Origin of the sequence: Amycolatopsis albidoflavus, from assembly GCF_039525725.1 — a bacterium.
GTDB classification, from domain to species: Bacteria; Actinomycetota; Actinomycetes; order Mycobacteriales; family Pseudonocardiaceae; genus Amycolatopsis; species Amycolatopsis albidoflava.
The window spans coordinates 186,028-201,516 of sequence record NZ_BAAAHV010000011.1; the positions used below are offsets into that span (position 1 = coordinate 186,028).

The window sequence follows — 15,489 nt, forward strand, 5'->3', positions numbered from 1 at the left end:
ACCCGATTCCTGCCAAGCGTGCCTGTCTCGCCAGAGTGGCACAGTCTGCCATCTAGGCGTAACGTGACGGTTGGAGAAAGGAGCGGACCATGAACCGTTACGAAGGACGCCGCGTACTGGTCACTGGAGCGGGCTCGGGCATCGGGCAGGCGACGGTCCTGCGGATGCTGGCCGAGGGCGGGCGCGTCGTCGCCGCCGACGTGAGCGAAGCGGGCCTGGCGGACACCGTCGAGAAGGCGGGCGACGCGGCGGACCGGCTGGGCACTGTGGTCGTGAACGTCGCCGACGAAGCGTCGGTCAAGGCTGGGGTCGCGTCGGCGGTCGAGAAGCTCGGCGGGCTGGACGCGGTCGTCAACGCCGCCGGCATCCTGCGGTCGGCGCACACGCACGAGATGCCGCTCGAGGCGTTCGAGCAGGTACTGCGCGTCAACCTGGTCGGCACGTTCCTGGTGATCCGCGAGTCGATCCCGGCGCTGCGCGAGGGTTCCGCGCCCGCGGTGGTGAACTTCAGTTCGACGTCGGCGATGTTCGCGCACCCGTACATGGCGGCGTACGCGGCGAGCAAGGGCGGCATCCAGTCGATGACGCACGCGCTGGCGTCCGAATACGCGAAGGACGGCATCCGGTTCACCGCGGTGCAGCCCGGTTCGATCTCGTCCGGCATGACCGACGGCAGCGGCAAGAGCAAGCAGAGCGTCGGCCCCGGCTTCCCCGAGGACGCCGATTTCACCCTGCTCGGCAAGCTGCTTCCCGCGCTGGGCCAGGGTTTCGCCGGCCCGGAGACGGTCGCGTCGGTCGTCGCGATGCTCGCCAGCGAGGACGCGGCGTTCATCACCGGCACCGAGGTCCGCATCGACGGCGGCACGCACTTCTGATGCGCGATTCGTTCAAGAACCGGCGGGCGGCCGGGCCGTAGCTTCGCGGCATGACAAAGTTTTCGACCGCCCGCTGCGAGGCGCCGCGATGATCCTCGTGACCGGCGGCCTCGGCATGATCGGCGCGCACACGGCCAGGGCGCTCGCCGATCTCGGGCAAGACGTCCTGGTCACCGGGCACCGGCGGACGGACGTCCCGTCGTTCCTGGCCGGCCGGGTCGCCGTGGAAACGCTCGACGCGACCGACCGGGACGCCTTCCTCGCGCTCGGCGACCGGTACGACATCACCGCGATCGTCCACCTGGCGGGCAGCATCCCGGGCGACGACCCGGTCGCGTTCTTCCGGACGGACCTGGCCGGCCTGACCAGCGCCCTGGACGCGGCCCGGGCGTGGCGGGTGCGGCGGTTCGCGGTCGCGAGCAGCCTCGGCGTGTACATCGGACGCGACGAGCCGTCCTGGCACGAGGAGCTGCCGCTGCCGACCGCGGACCTGCCGCATCTGATCGTGGCGTTCAAGAAGGCCGTCGAACCGCTGACGACGCACAGCCTGCGGGGGAGCGGCGTCGAGCCGGTGGTGCTGCGGATCGGGACCGTGTGGGGGCCGCTCGTGGACCCGGACTCGCCGTTCTTCCCGATTCCGTCGTATCTCAACGCGGGCCTCAGCGGCGGCACGCCGCGCTCGCTGGTCGCGGACGAGGGGTTCGACTGCTGTTACGCACCGGACGCCGGGCGTGCGATCGCGTCGCTGATGACGGCGCCTTCGCTGAAATATCAGACGTACAACGTGTCGAGCGGACAGCCGGTGACCAACCGGGAGTTCGCCGAGGCGCTGGCGGAACTGGTGCCGGGCCTGCCGGATCGGCTGCAGCCCGGCGGGGAGACCGGGCCGTATCTGGATATTTCGCGGCTCAGGGAGGAAACGGGCTTCGCGCCGGAGTTCGATGTGCGGGCGGCGGTGGCGGATTACGCGGCGTGGCGGAAGGCCAATCCGCGCTGATCGACTGGCCACAGTGGACGGTCCCGGCGGTGGTGCGAGAATGGCCGGATGGCAGCAGAACAGGGCGTCGAATCCGAGACGGACCGGGTCGTCCGGCAGCTCCGGGACGAGATCCTGGACGGGGCGCGCAAGCCGGGCAGCAAGCTGGTCGAACGGGATCTCGCCGCGGACCTGGGCGTGAGCCGGGTTCCGGTGCGGGACGCGCTGAAAGCGCTGGTCGCGGAGGGGCTGGTCACGCCGAGGCCCCGGACGTGGGCGGTGGTGCGGGAGTTCACCGCGAGCGACATCGCGGACCTGCAGGAAGTGCGTGCCGCGCTGGAGGTCCTGACGTTCAAGCTCGCGGCGATCCGCCATTCGCGCGGCGGGCTGGACCAGCTCCGGGCCGCGCTGGAGGAGGAAACGGCCGCTGCTTCCGCCGGGGACGCGGTGACGGCGCATCGCGCGGCGGCGGATTTCCACGAGGCCGTGACGGCGATGGCGGGCAACGAGCTGCTGAACGAGCTGGAACTGACGCTGCGCAGCCGGATGCGGTGGCTGCTGGGACAGCACGAGGATCTGGAACGGGTCGCCGGGGAGCATCGCGAGCTTTACGACGCTATTGCGCGGCGGGATGTGGATACGGTCGAGGCGCTGTTGATGGAGCACATGGAGAGCGGGCGGCATTTGCGCGGGCTGGGGCGCGGGGAGGATTGAGGCCCTGCGCAACTGCCCGTGCGTGCCGGGAGTTGCCGATCCCCTGGTGCGCGACAAGATCGAGCGCTGAGCCGCGCACCCGGCGCAGGCGGAGAGCGATCCGACGGCGAGAACCGCTCCCGGTCTGGAGAACGAGCGGCCGCCAGTTCGCCCGGCGATGGCCGGGGTGCGAACGGCTGCGGAACGTCCGGTGCCGGACGCGACCGATCCGGCCGAACTGAAACCGGCGGACGGCACCGGGACCTCCGCCCGGATAACCCCCGCTGCCGCCCGCCGGAAGAAATCAGGCGTACACGATCCCGTCCGCGTCCCCGCGAATCTCGGTGCCGATCTTCCGCGCCAGCAGATCGTCCAGCCGGTCCAACGGCCCGATCAACGCCCGGCCACCGGCCCGCGCCACGCGGATCGCCGCGTCCACCTTCGGTTTCATCGAGCCTTCGGCGAACTCCAGCTTTCCGATCGCCTCCGCCGACGCGGTGAGGATGTCCCGCTGGTGCGGCGTTCCCCAATTCTCCGTGACGTAGTCCGCGTCCGTCAGCATGATCAACGTGTCCGCGCCCAGCTCCGCACTCAGCGCGGCACCGGCGAGATCCTTGTCCACCACAGCCTGCATCCCGGTTTGCCGCTTGCCGTCCGGATCCGTCTTCACCGGCACGCCGCCACCGCCGACGCACACCACCAGGTGGCCGTTTTCCAGCAGCAGCCGCACCAACGGCGCCTGCACGACTCGGATCGGCTCCGGTGACGGCACCACCCGGCGGAACGCGCCGCCGTCGCGGGCGATGGTCCAGCGGTACTCCGCCGCCGCTTCGGCCGCGTCTTGGGCGGAGTACTGCGGGCCGATCAGTTTGGTCGGGCGTTCGAACGCCGGATCCTCCTCGTCGACCACCGTCGTCGAGATCAGTGCGACTACCTCGCGTTCGCCGCCGAGAGCGTTCGACAGTTCCTGCTGGATCACGTATCCGATCATGCCCTGCGTCTCGGCGCCGAGAATGTCCAGCGGGTACGCCGCGACGTCCTGGTACGCCAGGTTCTGCAGCGCCAGCAAACCGACCTGCGGCCCGTTGCCGTGGATGATCACCAGTTCGTGCTCGCGGGCCAGGCCGGCCAGCGCCTGGCAGGTCGACCGCACGTTCGCCCGCAGCCGGTCGGCCGTCATCGGCTCTCCGCGCTTCGCGAGGGCGTTGCCGCCGAGGGCCACGACTACCCGCATCCTTGTCCTCCTCGCCCGCCGGTCCGGGACCGGTGCCTGCATCAGCTTAGATGGTATACCATATTGGCGAGCAGGGTTCGGCGGGAAAGGCGGCGGCGATGAACGCAACGGCGGTCGCGTTGTCGATGGATGCCGTCGTCGCCGGGAAGGCGCGCGAAAGGGTCCTGCTGGGGGAAGTGCACTCCGTGTTCCGGCGAGTGCTGAACGTTGTCACGCAGCAAGATCAGCTCGTCGCGTTCGCTGCGGCCACTGTGGATGACGCTCCGTGGACGATCCGGGTCGACGTCGACGGCTGGTGTCGGCACCAGGTGGAAGCCGGGACGCCTGCGGTGGTCACAGCGCAAGGTGCGACGTTCGGCGCGACTTCGGTCAAATTCGCCAAGCCGCGCTTATGGTATGCCAAAGATGTACCGTTGATCCTCGACCGGACGGAGCTGGCTGCCCGCGCCCGGCTGCTCGACGACCTGCTGGCAGCGCACGGCGTCCCCGGCGGAATGCAAGGCAACACCTCCGACCCGTTCCAAGCGGCGGTCAGCATCCGGCTGCGCCAAGGACAAACGGCGCTCACCCAAGCCCTCCGGCGAAACGACGCCGAAGCCGCGCGAAAGGCCGCCGAAGGGCTCGTCGGCCTCGGCCCAGGTCTCACGCCCGCCGGGGACGACTTCCTCACCGGCCTGGCCCTCGTCGCCGCGCAACCGGGCAGCCGCGCCACGAGCTTTCCCCGCCTGACCGGGAAAATCCTCGCCCGCACGACGCTGCTGAGCGCCGTCACCCTGTGCGAGGCAGCGAACGGCCGAGCCCGGGAAAGCCTCCTCGACCTCCTGCGCCGGCTCCTCGAGCCCGGCGGCGGGACCGGCCTGGCCGACGCCGTCGCGCGCGTCGCCGCCATCGGCCACACCTCCGGGACCGACCTGCTCTCGGGCGTGGCCGCCGGACTCCACCTGGAAAGCGAAATGAGAGGTTCCGTGTGACTGTCACAGCGGTGATCAAGAAGAACACCTATTTCGACTCGGTGTCCTTGATGTCCATCTCCACCAAGGCCAACCAGGCCGACGGCGTGGACCAGGCGTTCGTCGCCATGGGCACCGAGATGAACAAGGGCGTGCTGGACAACCTCGGCCTGCTCACGCCGGAACTCGCGGACGCGGCCAACGGCGACCTGATGATCGTCGTGGTCACCGAAGAAGGCACCGAAGACGTCGAGGAAATCCTCGCGCGCATCGAGGAACTGCTCGTCCGCAAGCCGCCCGCGGAAGGCGAAACGGCCGTCGTGCACCGGACGATCGAGTCCGCCGCCCAGAGGAACGCGAACCTGGCGATCATCGCGGTCAACGGCGCCTACGCCGCCCGTGAGGCCCGCAAGGCGCTCGAGAACGACCTGCACGTGCTGCTGTTCAGCGACAACGTCCCGGTCGAGGACGAGATCGCGCTCAAGAATCTCGCCCACGACAAGGGTTTGCTGATGATGGGCCCGGACTGCGGCACCGCGATCATCAACAACACCGGCCTCTGCTTCGCGAACGCGGTCCGCCCCGGTTCGGTCGGCATCGTCGCCGCGTCGGGCACCGGGTCGCAGGAGGTCAGCGTCCGGGTGCACGCGCTCGGCGGCGGGATCTCGCAGCTCATCGGCACCGGCGGTCGCGACCTGAGCGCCGAGGTCGGCGGCATCATGATGATCGACGGCATCCGCGCGCTGGCCGCCGACGACCGGACCGACGCGATCGTCCTCGTCTCGAAGCCCCCGGCGCCGGAGGTCGAGAAGAAGGTGCTCGCCGAGATCGCCGGCGCGGGCAAACCGGTCGTCGTCTACTTCATCGGCGGCTCCGAGGAAGCGGTCGCCGCCGCGGGCGGGCACTTCGCCGCCACCAGCCAGGACGCCGCGCTCCAGGCCGTCTGGCTCACCACCGATCCGGTCGCCGAGGTGCCCGCGCTGGACGCCGCGCACGTCGCCGCCGTGCGCGCGAAGCTCAAGCCGGAACAGCAGTACGTCCGCGGCATCTTCTGCGGCGGAACGCTGTGCGACGAATCGATGTACGCGCTGCTCAACGCGGGCGAGGACGTCTGGAGCAACATCCAGAAGACCCCCGAGTTCGTCCTCCCCGCCGGGGCCGCCAGTCGCGGCCACACCTTCCTCGACTTCGGCGACGACGAGTTCACCAACGGCCGTCCGCACCCGATGATCGACCCGTCGCTGCGCCTCGAACGCCTCGTCCGCGAGGCCGCCGACCCGACCGTCGCCGTGCTCGTCATGGACTTCGTGCTCGGCTTCGGCTCGCACGAAGACCCGGTCGGCGTGACGCTGCCCGCCATCGCCGAAGCCAAGCGCCTGGCCGAAAAGGACGGCCGTCACCTCGAAATCGTCGGCTACGTCCTCGGCACCGACCTCGACACCCCCGCGCTCGCCGGCCAGGTCGCCGCGCTCGAGGCGGCCGGGGTGACCGTCGCCCGCAGCAGCACCGAAACGGGCCAGTACGTCCGCGCCATCATCGGGAAGGAAGCCACCGCATGAGCACCCCCACCACCCGGCTGTTCGGGAGCGACCTCGACGTCGTGAACGTCGGCCTCGCCATGTTCGCCGACGACATCGCCGCGCAGGGCGGGAAGGTCACCACCCTCGACTGGACCCCGCCGGGCAACGGGAAGCCGGACGTCATCGCGGCGCTCGACGCACTCGAAAAGCCCGAGCTGGCCGAGAAAATCGCCGCCGCGAACGCCGAGGCCGTCGACCGGATCACCAACGCCAAGCCGATGCTCGTCGGCTTCGGCCGCGCGCTCGACGTCGTCCCCGGCATGACGCCGAAGACCATCCTGCACGCGGGCCCGCCGATCACCTGGGAGCGGATGTCCGGCCCGATGAAGGGCGCGGTCACCGGCGCACTCGTCTTCGAGGGACTGGCAAAAGACCTCGACGAGGCCGCCGAAGTGGCTGCGAGCGGCGAAATCACCTTCGAGCCGTGCCACGAACACGATTGCGTCGGCTCGATGGCCGGGGTGACGTCCGCGTCGATGTACATGCACATCGTCAAGAACGAGACGCACGGCAATTACGCCTACACCAACCTGTCCGAGCAGATGGCCAAGATCCTCCGCATGGGCGCGAACGACGAAAGCGTCATCGAGCGTCTCGTGTGGATGCGCGACACCCTCGGCCCGATGCTCCAGGAAGCCATGGAGATCGGCGACCCGATCGACCTGCGCCTCATGCTCGCCCAGGCCGTCCACATGGGCGACGAATGCCACAACCGCAACATCGCGGGCACCGTCCTTCTGTTCCAAGCGCTCGCGCCCGCGTTGCTGCAGACGAATTTCAGCACGGAGAAGAAGAAAGAGGTCTTCGACTTCATCGCGAGTTCGGACTATTTCTCCGGCCCGACGTGGATGGCGATGGCGAAGGCCGCGCTCGACGCCGCGCACGGCATCGAAGGGTCCACTGTGGTCACCACGATGGCGCGAAACGGCGTGGAATTCGGTATTCGCGTCAGCGGGCTCCCGGGCAACCACTGGCTGACCGGACCGGCCCAGAAGGTCGTCGGCCCGATGTTCGCCGGGTACAAACCGGAGGACTCCGGGCTGGACATCGGCGACAGCGCCATCACCGAGACCTACGGCTTCGGCGGTTTCGCGATGGCCGCCGCGCCGGCGATCGTCGCGCTCGTCGGCGGCACGGTCGCGGACGCGGTGCGCTACACCCGCGACATGGCCGCGATCACCACCGCCTCGAACCCGAACGTCACCGTTCCGTCGCTCGGCTTCACCGGGCTGCCGACCGGAATCGACGTCCGGAAGGTGCTCGACGCGGGCATCCTGCCGGTCATCAACACCGCGATCGCGCACAAGGAAGCGGGCATCGGCATGATCGGCGCGGGCATCACGCATCCGCCCGCCGAAGCGTTCGAGAAGGCGATCATCGCTCTCGCGGAAAAGCTCGCCGGGACTGATGCGCCATGACTACGCCGACAGTAGAGAACGGCCTCGAATCCGAATTCGAGCATTCGCCGGTCCCGCAATCCCACCGCAAGTCGCTCTGGACGGTTTCGGCCGTGTGGTTCGGCTTCCCGATGATCCTGACGAACGCCGTGCCCGGCGGTCTCGTGGTCGCGATGCTCGGCTTCTGGCGGGGACTCGCGGCGATCCTGCTGGCGAACCTGATCATGTTCGTCTACGTCAGCCTGCTCAGCCATCGCGCCGGGCAAACGGGCAAGAGCTTTTCCTTGCAGGCCACGGAAACCTTCGGCACCGCCGGATACGCGATCGCGTCCGGATTCCTGTCGACGGTCGTGGTCGGGTGGTTCGCGTTCAACACCGGCGCGACCGGCGCGAGTCTCAACAAAGCGTTCGGCTGGAACGAAACACTCGTCGCGTTGCTCGCCGGGCTGGCCTTCATCGCGGTGACCTACCTCGGTATCCGGGCGCTGTCCTGGCTCGGCGCGATCGCCGCGCCGTTGTTCGTCATCGCGGCGGGAACGGCGGTCTTCCTCGCCGCCGAGAACCACGATTTCGGGGCCATCACGAGCTATCCGGGCATCGGCGGGGGTGCGATGACGTTCGGCGTCGCGGTCACCTCGATCATGGCGACGTTCGCCGACTCCGGCACGATGACCGCCGACTTCACCCGGTGGTCGAAGAACGGCCGCCAAGCGGTGCTCGCCACGGTGACCGCGTTCCCGATCGCCAGCCTCGTCGCGCAGCTGTCGGGCGGCCTGCTCGTGGCCGCCGGGGCGATCGCGGGCGCGGACAAGGCGGGCGGCGATTTCACGCCGATCCTCACCGGGCCGGGCAATCCGGTGCTGAACGTGCTGGTCGTGGTGTTCGTGGTGGTCAACCTGGGTTCGGTGTGCACGCACTGCCTGTACAACGGCGCGCTCGGCTGGTCGCATCTGGTGCGGTCCAAGATGCGGATCCTGACGCTCGTGCTGGGCATCATCGGCGTCGTGGTGGCGCTGCTCGGCGCGTGGAACTACTTCGTGAACTGGCTGTCGATCCTCGGCGTCCTGGTGCCGCCGCTGGGCGCGGTGCTCATCGCGGACCAGATCCTCCTGCGCCGTCGCACCGCCGGACGCGCGGAGACCCGGTTCCGGCCCACGGCGTTCCTCGCGTGGGCGATCGGGGCCGCCGCGGCGTTGCTGGTACACCTCGTCGCACCGTCCTTTTCGGACGCCGTCGTGGGGCTCGTGATCGGGCTCCTCGCGTATCTGGCGATCGAGGTGCCGCGCACCCGCGCCGCCTCCTCCTGACCGGCAGCTGGGCCTCACGAGTTCAAGCGCGTGAGGCCCAGCTGCTTTCCAACCGAATTTGGTAGGCCGCACGTCGCTCCGGCGACGTGCGGCCGTTTTGCGCTGCGGCAAGAAGTACACAGCACGGCAACAATCCTCGAAGACACTCTTGTGATCTTGGGCGAGCACTTGGTATACCAAACGTCATCGTTTCGCTCTCGCTGAGGAGAACCCCGTGCAAGGTGTCGACACGGCCGCCGCCGCGCCCGCCCCGGTCGCGGCCGTCCGCACCGGCCGCACCCTCGTGGGCACGGCCTGGCTGCGGATCCGGCGCAGCCGCATCGCGATGGCGGCGCTGGTCGCGGTGTGCTTGATCGTGCTGTTCGCGATCCTCGCCCCGGTGCTGACCGGCATCGAGGGCTCCGACCCGTTCACCGCGCACACCGGCCCGGACTTCCTCGACGGCTTCACGACGCCCGGCCTGCCGCTGGACTACTACCGCTACCCGTCGTCCGAGCACTGGCTGGGCCTCGAACCCGGCCTCGGCCGCGACATCTTCGCGCGGATGGCCTACGGCGCACGGGTTTCGCTGACCATCGCGCTGCTGGCCACCGTCGTCTCGGTCGTGCTGGGCACCGTGCTCGGCGCGGCGGCCGGCTACTTCGGCGGCAAGACCGACATGGTCATCAGCCGGATCATGGACCTGTTCCTCGCGTTCCCGCACCTGCTGCTGGTGCTGTCGCTGACGCCGATCCTGCAGTCCCGGCTGCGCGGCACCGCGCTCGATTCGGGCAGCCTGATCCCGATCTCCTCGCTGGTGATCATCCTCGGCTTCTTCGGCTGGGCGTATCTCGCGCGCGTGGTGCGCGGCCAGGTGCTCTCGATCCGCGAGCAGGAGTACGTCGAGGCGGCGAAGGCGTTCGGCGCGAGCCGTCGTTCGATCATCCTGAAGCAGATCATCCCGAACGTGCTGGGCGTCGTGCTCGTGTACGCGACGATGCTGATCCCGATCAACATCACCGCCGAAGCCGCGCTGTCGTTCCTCGGCGTCGGCGTGAAAGACCCGACGCCGTCGTGGGGCCAGATGCTCAACGCGGCGCAGGCGGGCAACTGGTATCTCTCCGACCCCTGGTTCCTGGCGGTGCCCGCGGGCGCGCTCGCGATCACGGTCCTGGCTTTCAACCTGCTCGGCGACGCTGTCCGGGACGCGCTCGACCCCAAAGCGTCCCGTCGCTGATTTCCCTTCTGCATAAGGAGTAGTTCGTGAAGAAAAGCACCACTGCGGCGGGAGTCCTGGCGCTCGCCGCCGGGCTTGCCCTCACCGCGTGCGGCGGCCCGAAACCCGCCGCGGGCGCGGGCAACGGGCAGCAGGACGTGACCAAGCGCGCCGCCGTGAAGGTGGCCGAGGGGTCCACTGCGAAGGGAGGCGACATCCACGTCCTGATGTCGTCGGACTTCCAGACCCTCGACCCGGGCAACAGCAACTACGTCCAGACCGCCAACGTCGGCCAGCTCTACTACCGCACGCTGACCATGGCGAAGGAGACCTCCGGCAAGCCGCCGACGATCGTGCCCGACCTGGCGACCGACCTCGGCAAGGCGTCGGCGGACGGTCTGACCTGGACGTACACCCTGCGCCAAGGCCTGAAGTACGAGGACGGCACGCCGATCACCGCGCAGGACATCAAGTACGGCGTCGAACGCACCTACGCGCGCGACGTCTACACCCAGGCCCCGCAGGAACTCGACTCCGCGCTGACCGACGACGGCTACAAAGGCCCGTACAAGGGCGGCGATTTCAAGGCCATCGACACCCCGGACGAGCACACGGTCGTCTTCCACCTGAAGCAGCCGTTCGCCGAGTTCCCGGCGCTGGTGTCGCGGTCGAACACCGCGCCGGTGCCGCAGGCTAAGGACACCAAACTCGACTACACGAACCACCCGGTGTCCAGCGGTCCGTACAAGATCGCGTCCTACGACCGCGGCCGCAGCCTGAAGCTGGTCCGCAACCCGAACTGGGACGCGGCGACCGACCCGAACCGCCCGGCGCTGCCCGACACCTTCACCTTCACGCTGTCGACCGCACAGGCGACGATCAGCCAGCAGCTGCTTTCCAACGCGGACCCGACCGCGCTCACCCTCGACACCCAGGGCGCGCTGCAGCCGTCGGACATCGCGAAACTGTCCGCCGAGGACATCTCCAAGCGCACCGCCGCCGGTCTGCTCGGCTGCACCGATGTGCTGAACTTCAACACGACGACCATCACCGACCCGGACGTCCGCAAGGCGTTCGCGCTGGCGCTGGACCGCAACGCGATCCTGCTGCAGTACGGCGGCGAGCGGTTCGGCAACATCCCGCAGTCGTATATCAACGACGCGCAGAAGGGATACGTCGAGCAGCACACCGCACTGGACCCGAAGGGTCAGCCGAAGCTCGACGAGGCGAAGAAGCTGTTGCAGGGCAAGAACTATCCCAAGTCACTGGTGTACGGCTACGCCGAAGCGTCGTCGAAGTACAAGGGCGTCGGCACCGTTCTGCAGCAGAACCTGAAGGCGCTGGGCGTCGACGTGCAGCTGCGCCCGATCCCGACCGCCAACTACTACACCGTGCTCGCGGGCGACCAGATGCCGGACATCGCGCGCTCCGGCTGGTGCGGCGGTGCGGACAGCGCGTCGGTGCGCTTCACCGTCGACCCGAACATCGGCCCGAGCCTCGACGGCAAGACGTACGGCTTCTCGAACATCCCGCGGTATTACGACGCCAAGCTGTCGGGCGAGCTGTACCAGCTGCGCGGGCAGAACGGGTCCGCCGAGGAGCTGGGCCGCAAGTGGGCTGCCGCGATGGACCAGATCATGCAGCAGTACCCGCTCGTGCCGCTGGTGCGCAACTACACCTACAGCGTGGTCGGTTCCAAGGTGCGCAACGCCCAGGTCGGCTATTTCTTCGGGTCGATCGACCTGTCGGCCGTCGGCGTCGGGCAGTAGCACCCCAGCGAGCACTCGAGCGACGAGAGAGGATTCCCCGGCGATGCGGTGTCCACAGTGGACCAGGCGGGTGCGGACGTGATCGGATTCCTGGTGCGGCGCGTGGCCGCGATGATCGTCCTGCTGGTCGTGATCAGCTTCGTCACGTTCGCGCTGTTCCAGGTCGGCCCGGCCGACCCGGCCGCCGCCGCGTGCGGGCAGGAGTGCACGCCGGAGCGGATCGACCAGGCCCGGATCGCGCTGGGCATGGACAAGCCGTTCTTCGTGCATTACCTGGACTACCTGTCCGGCTTCGTGCACAGCCGGATGATCGGTGCGCCTGGCGCGCTGACGGTGTGCGCGTGGCCGTGCCTCGGCAAGTCGTTCCAGACCAACGAAGCCGTGACGGACGTGCTCGCGCGGGCATTGCCGTACACGGTGTCGATCGCGGTCGGCGCGATTCTGCTGTGGACAGTCGCCGGGGTCTCGCTCGGTCTCCTCGCCGCGCTGCGCAAGGGACGGGCCGCCGACAAGCTGATCGTCGGCGCCGCCTCGGGCGGGGTGTCGCTGCCGATCCCGGTGACGGGTTTGCTGCTGCTGCTCGTGTTCGTGAGCACGCTGCACCTGCTTCCGTTCACCAGCAACGAGATCTCGTCGCCGTTCGGCCCGGCCGGACCGCTCGGCTGGTTCGGCAACTACCTCCTGCCGTGGGTGGCGCTGGCGCTGCTGTTCAGCGCGCAGTACATCCGGATCACCCGGACCGCGATGCTGGAGACCTTCGGCGAGGACTTCATGCGCACCGCGAGGGCGATGGGGCTGCCGCGCCGGCGCGTCGTGTTCAAGCACGGCGTGCGGGCGGGCATCACCCCGATCGTCACGATGCTCGGCCTCGACATCGGCAGCCTGCTGGGCGGCGCGGTGCTGACCGAGCAGATCTTCTCCGTGCCGGGCGTCGGGTTCACCGCGGTGCACGCGGCGCAATCCGGCGACCTGCCGGTGACGATGGCGGTCACCATGATGGCCGCCTTCTTCATCATCGTGGCCAACGTGGTCGTCGACCTGTGCTACGCGGTGATCGACCCCCGAGTGAGAGTCTGAGGGCACGTGTCTGCAACCGAAACGCTTTTGGCGGTCCGCGATCTGCGCGTCGCCTTCCCGACCGACGACGGCGTCGTGCACGCGGTCAACGGGATGGACCTGACGCTGGGCAAGGGCGAGACGATCGGGCTGGTCGGGGAGTCGGGGTCCGGCAAGACCGTGACCAGCCAGGCGCTGCTGGGCCTGTTCAAGGGCACGCCGGCGACGGTGACCGGAGAGATCGTGCTCGACGGGACCGATCTGAACACCCTGTCCGAATCCGCGATGCTGGCCTACCGGGGCAAGAAGATCTCGATGATCTTCCAGGATCCGCTGTCGGCGATGCATCCGTTCTACCCGGTCGGTTCGCAGATCGCCGAGGTGTACCGGACGCACAACCGGGTGTCGCGCAAGGCCGCGGCCGAGGTCGCGGTCGACATGCTGGGGCGGGTCGGCATTCCGGACCCGCGCCGTCGTGCGGCCGGATACCCGCACGAATTCTCCGGCGGGATGCGGCAGCGGGCGATGATCGCGATGGCGCTGGTGTGCGAGCCGGAGCTGCTCGTCGCGGACGAGCCGACCACGGCGCTCGACGTGACCGTGCAGGCGCAGATCCTGGACCTGATCGGCGAACTGCAGGCCGAGACGGGCACGGCGGTGATCATGGTGACGCACGATCTCGGGGTGGTGGCACAGGTATGTCACCGGGTCGCGGTGATGTACGGCGGGATGTGCATGGAGGTCGCGTCCGTCGACGACCTCTTCGCCGCGCCCGGCCACCCTTACACGCAAGGCTTGCTGGCGTCGATGCCGTCGCTGGCCGAGGAAACCGGACGGCTGCGGCCGATCCCGGGCTTCCCGCCCGCGCTGCTCGACCTCCCGGCGGGGTGTCTGTTCGCGGATCGGTGCCCGCGGGCGTCGTCGGTGGCCGACGATCGGTGCCGTACGGAGCTGCCGTTGCTGTCCGGTGCCGGGCATCTGTCGCGGTGCCATCTCGGTGGTCTCGGGGAGGCGGCATGACCGAGCTGCTGGAGGTCCGGGACCTCGTGAAGCACTTCCCGGTGCGCTCCGGGCTGTTCCGTGCGGCGGACGCGCTGAAAGCCGTGGACGGGATCAGCTTCTCGATCGGGGTCGGGCAGACGCTCGGCCTGGTCGGCGAATCCGGCTGCGGCAAGTCCACGACCGGCAGGCTGGTGATGCGCCTGCTGGACCCGACGTCGGGCAGCATCCGGCTGGCCGGGGAGGAAATCGGCGCCCTGCGCGGCGCCGCCCTCCAGGAATACCGGCGGCGCGTGCAGATCGTCTTCCAGAACCCGGCCTCGGCGCTGAACCCGCGCCAGTCCGTGGGCACGGCGATCGCCGCGCCGCTGCTCGCGCAGGGCATCACGCCGCCCGGCGGGGTGAAGGCGCGGGTGCGGGACCTGATGGACCGGGTGGGCCTGCGGCCGGACCACTACAACCGGTTCCCGCACGAGTTCTCCGGCGGGCAGAAACAGCGGGTGGGCATCGCGCGGGCGCTGGCGCTGGACCCGCGGCTGATCGTCTGCGACGAGCCGGTGTCCGCTTTGGACGTTTCGGTGCAGGCGCAGGTGATCAACCTGCTGCAGGACATCCAGCAGGAGACCGGGGTGGCGTACCTGTTCATCTCGCACGACCTGTCCGTGGTGCGCCACTTCGCCGACCAGGTCGCGGTGATGTACCTGGGACACCTGGCGGAACACGGCCCGACTTCCGATGTCTTCGCGGCTCCTAAGCATCCCTACACGCGAGCCTTGCTGTCGGCCGTGCCTTCGCCTTCGCCGGGCGCGGACCGCTCAGGCCGGATCCGGCTGGCCGGCGACTTGCCGAGCCCCTCGGACCCGCCGAGCGGCTGTGTCTTCCGGACCCGGTGCCCGCTTTATGCGGCACTGGGGGAGGAGCGGCAGCGGTTGTGCCGGGAGCAGGCGCCCGCTTCGGTTTCGGGGGCGGCCTGCCACCACGTGGCAGCTTCGGCTTTGGCCGAGTGAGGCGGTTTCCCCGGCCTTTCCGGCCGGGGAAACCCTTCTCGTTCAGTTCGTGTGCGAGATTTCGATGTAGTGCTTGCCTTTCATGGGAATGCACTCGGCGCCGTCGACCGTGGGGTCCGGCGGCAGGGCGCGCAGGGCGTGCACGCAATCGTCCGGGGTTTCGTACGGCCCTTTGTACTCGAGGTGGCTGGCGAACGCGGTGCCGCTGAGCAGCAGAGAACCGCCGGTGGCGGCGACGCAGACGGCAGCGGTGGCCCAGAATTTCCGCATGGTCATTTCGATCCCTCCGGTTGCGGCGATCGCGGCGACCGCCTCCTCACCATCCCTACCCTCCCGGATTTGCCGCGAACCGGGTCTTGCCTGTTCGGCTAAAAGGAATTGATCGAACGGGCACCGGACGCAACCCCTTGCCGGAACGGCAAGTTTGCGTGCCATCGCCGGGGCGGCCTGG

General features: G+C 69.0%; 14 protein-coding genes. 12 read left to right on the plus strand and 2 right to left on the minus strand.

What is annotated here, in order from left to right; translation table 11 throughout:
• The first annotated feature begins 89 nt into the window (after window positions 1-89).
• From ABD156_RS15490 to ABD156_RS15500, 3 genes are all read left to right on the plus strand, one after another.
• Window positions 90-875, plus strand: a complete 786-nt coding sequence (locus ABD156_RS15490) for an SDR family NAD(P)-dependent oxidoreductase (protein WP_344272822.1) — start codon at window positions 90-92, stop codon at window positions 873-875.
• 88 nt (window positions 876-963) lie between these two features.
• Window positions 964-1,872, plus strand: coding sequence for an NAD-dependent epimerase/dehydratase family protein (locus ABD156_RS15495; RefSeq protein WP_344272824.1), 909 nt, complete (start codon window positions 964-966; stop codon window positions 1,870-1,872).
• A 48-nt stretch (window positions 1,873-1,920) separates the two neighbouring features.
• Window positions 1,921-2,565, plus strand: coding sequence for a GntR family transcriptional regulator (locus ABD156_RS15500; protein ID WP_344272826.1), 645 nt, complete (start codon window positions 1,921-1,923; stop codon window positions 2,563-2,565).
• Between the two features lie 283 nt (window positions 2,566-2,848).
• Here the strand turns inward: ABD156_RS15500 and ABD156_RS15505 are convergent, their stop codons facing one another.
• A complete protein-coding gene (locus ABD156_RS15505) occupies window positions 2,849-3,778 on the minus strand; it encodes a carbamate kinase (RefSeq protein WP_344272828.1) in 930 nt (309 codons plus the stop codon).
• Between the two features lie 98 nt (window positions 3,779-3,876).
• Between ABD156_RS15505 and ABD156_RS15510 the strand changes: the two genes are divergently transcribed.
• The 9 genes from ABD156_RS15510 to ABD156_RS15550 all read left to right on the plus strand — a co-directional run bounded on the left by ABD156_RS15510 (window position 3,877) and on the right by ABD156_RS15550 (window position 15,038).
• Window positions 3,877-4,749 (plus strand): oxamate carbamoyltransferase subunit AllH family protein, encoded by an 873-nt coding sequence (locus ABD156_RS15510; protein WP_344272830.1) that lies wholly within the window; start codon window positions 3,877-3,879, stop codon window positions 4,747-4,749.
• Window positions 4,746-6,287, plus strand: a complete 1,542-nt coding sequence (gene fdrA, locus ABD156_RS15515) for an acyl-CoA synthetase FdrA (protein ID WP_344272832.1) — start codon at window positions 4,746-4,748, stop codon at window positions 6,285-6,287. The genes ABD156_RS15510 and fdrA overlap by 4 nt, the downstream gene beginning before the upstream one ends.
• Complete coding sequence (locus ABD156_RS15520) at window positions 6,284-7,726, plus strand: YlbE family protein (protein WP_344272835.1); 1,443 nt, start codon at window positions 6,284-6,286, stop codon at window positions 7,724-7,726. Before fdrA ends, ABD156_RS15520 begins: the two co-directional genes overlap by 4 nt.
• Window positions 7,723-9,012, plus strand: coding sequence for a cytosine permease (locus tag ABD156_RS15525; RefSeq protein ID WP_344272837.1), 1,290 nt, complete (start codon window positions 7,723-7,725; stop codon window positions 9,010-9,012). The genes ABD156_RS15520 and ABD156_RS15525 overlap by 4 nt, the downstream gene beginning before the upstream one ends.
• A 214-nt stretch (window positions 9,013-9,226) precedes the next feature.
• On the plus strand, window positions 9,227-10,228 hold the full coding sequence (locus ABD156_RS15530; RefSeq protein WP_344272840.1) for an ABC transporter permease: 1,002 nt from the start codon (window positions 9,227-9,229) through the stop codon (window positions 10,226-10,228).
• A 26-nt stretch (window positions 10,229-10,254) separates the two neighbouring features.
• Window positions 10,255-11,976, plus strand: coding sequence for an ABC transporter substrate-binding protein (locus ABD156_RS15535; protein WP_344272843.1), 1,722 nt, complete (start codon window positions 10,255-10,257; stop codon window positions 11,974-11,976).
• Between the two features lie 48 nt (window positions 11,977-12,024).
• Window positions 12,025-13,053 (plus strand): ABC transporter permease, encoded by a 1,029-nt coding sequence (locus ABD156_RS15540; RefSeq protein ID WP_344272845.1) that lies wholly within the window; start codon window positions 12,025-12,027, stop codon window positions 13,051-13,053.
• Between the two features lie 6 nt (window positions 13,054-13,059).
• The gene (locus ABD156_RS15545; RefSeq protein WP_344272849.1) at window positions 13,060-14,052 is read left to right on the plus strand and encodes an ABC transporter ATP-binding protein; all 993 of its coding nucleotides are present in this window, start codon (window positions 13,060-13,062) and stop codon (window positions 14,050-14,052) included.
• On the plus strand, window positions 14,049-15,038 hold the full coding sequence (locus ABD156_RS15550; protein ID WP_344272851.1) for an ABC transporter ATP-binding protein: 990 nt from the start codon (window positions 14,049-14,051) through the stop codon (window positions 15,036-15,038). Before ABD156_RS15545 ends, ABD156_RS15550 begins: the two co-directional genes overlap by 4 nt.
• A 42-nt stretch (window positions 15,039-15,080) precedes the next feature.
• On the opposite strand, the gene ABD156_RS15555 is transcribed toward ABD156_RS15550, so the two are convergent.
• On the minus strand, window positions 15,081-15,314 hold the full coding sequence (locus ABD156_RS15555; RefSeq protein ID WP_344272854.1) for a hypothetical protein: 234 nt from the start codon (window positions 15,312-15,314) through the stop codon (window positions 15,081-15,083).
• Between the last annotated feature and the right edge of the window lie 175 nt (window positions 15,315-15,489).

Excerpts from the sequence above, each read along its gene's own strand:
- ABD156_RS15490 (WP_344272822.1), top strand. The coding sequence starts at position 90 with ATGAACCGTTACGAAGGACGCCGCGTACTGGTCACTGGAGCGGGCTCG.
- ABD156_RS15505 (WP_344272828.1), bottom strand. The coding sequence starts at position 3,778 with ATGCGGGTAGTCGTGGCCCTCGGCGGCAACGCCCTCGCGAAGCGCGGA.
- ABD156_RS15525 (WP_344272837.1), top strand. The coding sequence starts at position 7,723 with ATGACTACGCCGACAGTAGAGAACGGCCTCGAATCCGAATTCGAGCAT.
- ABD156_RS15555 (WP_344272854.1), bottom strand. The coding sequence starts at position 15,314 with ATGACCATGCGGAAATTCTGGGCCACCGCTGCCGTCTGCGTCGCCGCC.
- ABD156_RS15495 (WP_344272824.1), top strand. The coding sequence starts at position 964 with ATGATCCTCGTGACCGGCGGCCTCGGCATGATCGGCGCGCACACGGCC.
- ABD156_RS15550 (WP_344272851.1), top strand. The coding sequence starts at position 14,049 with ATGACCGAGCTGCTGGAGGTCCGGGACCTCGTGAAGCACTTCCCGGTG.
- ABD156_RS15500 (WP_344272826.1), top strand. The coding sequence starts at position 1,921 with ATGGCAGCAGAACAGGGCGTCGAATCCGAGACGGACCGGGTCGTCCGG.
- ABD156_RS15510 (WP_344272830.1), top strand. The coding sequence starts at position 3,877 with ATGAACGCAACGGCGGTCGCGTTGTCGATGGATGCCGTCGTCGCCGGG.
- ABD156_RS15520 (WP_344272835.1), top strand. The coding sequence starts at position 6,284 with ATGAGCACCCCCACCACCCGGCTGTTCGGGAGCGACCTCGACGTCGTG.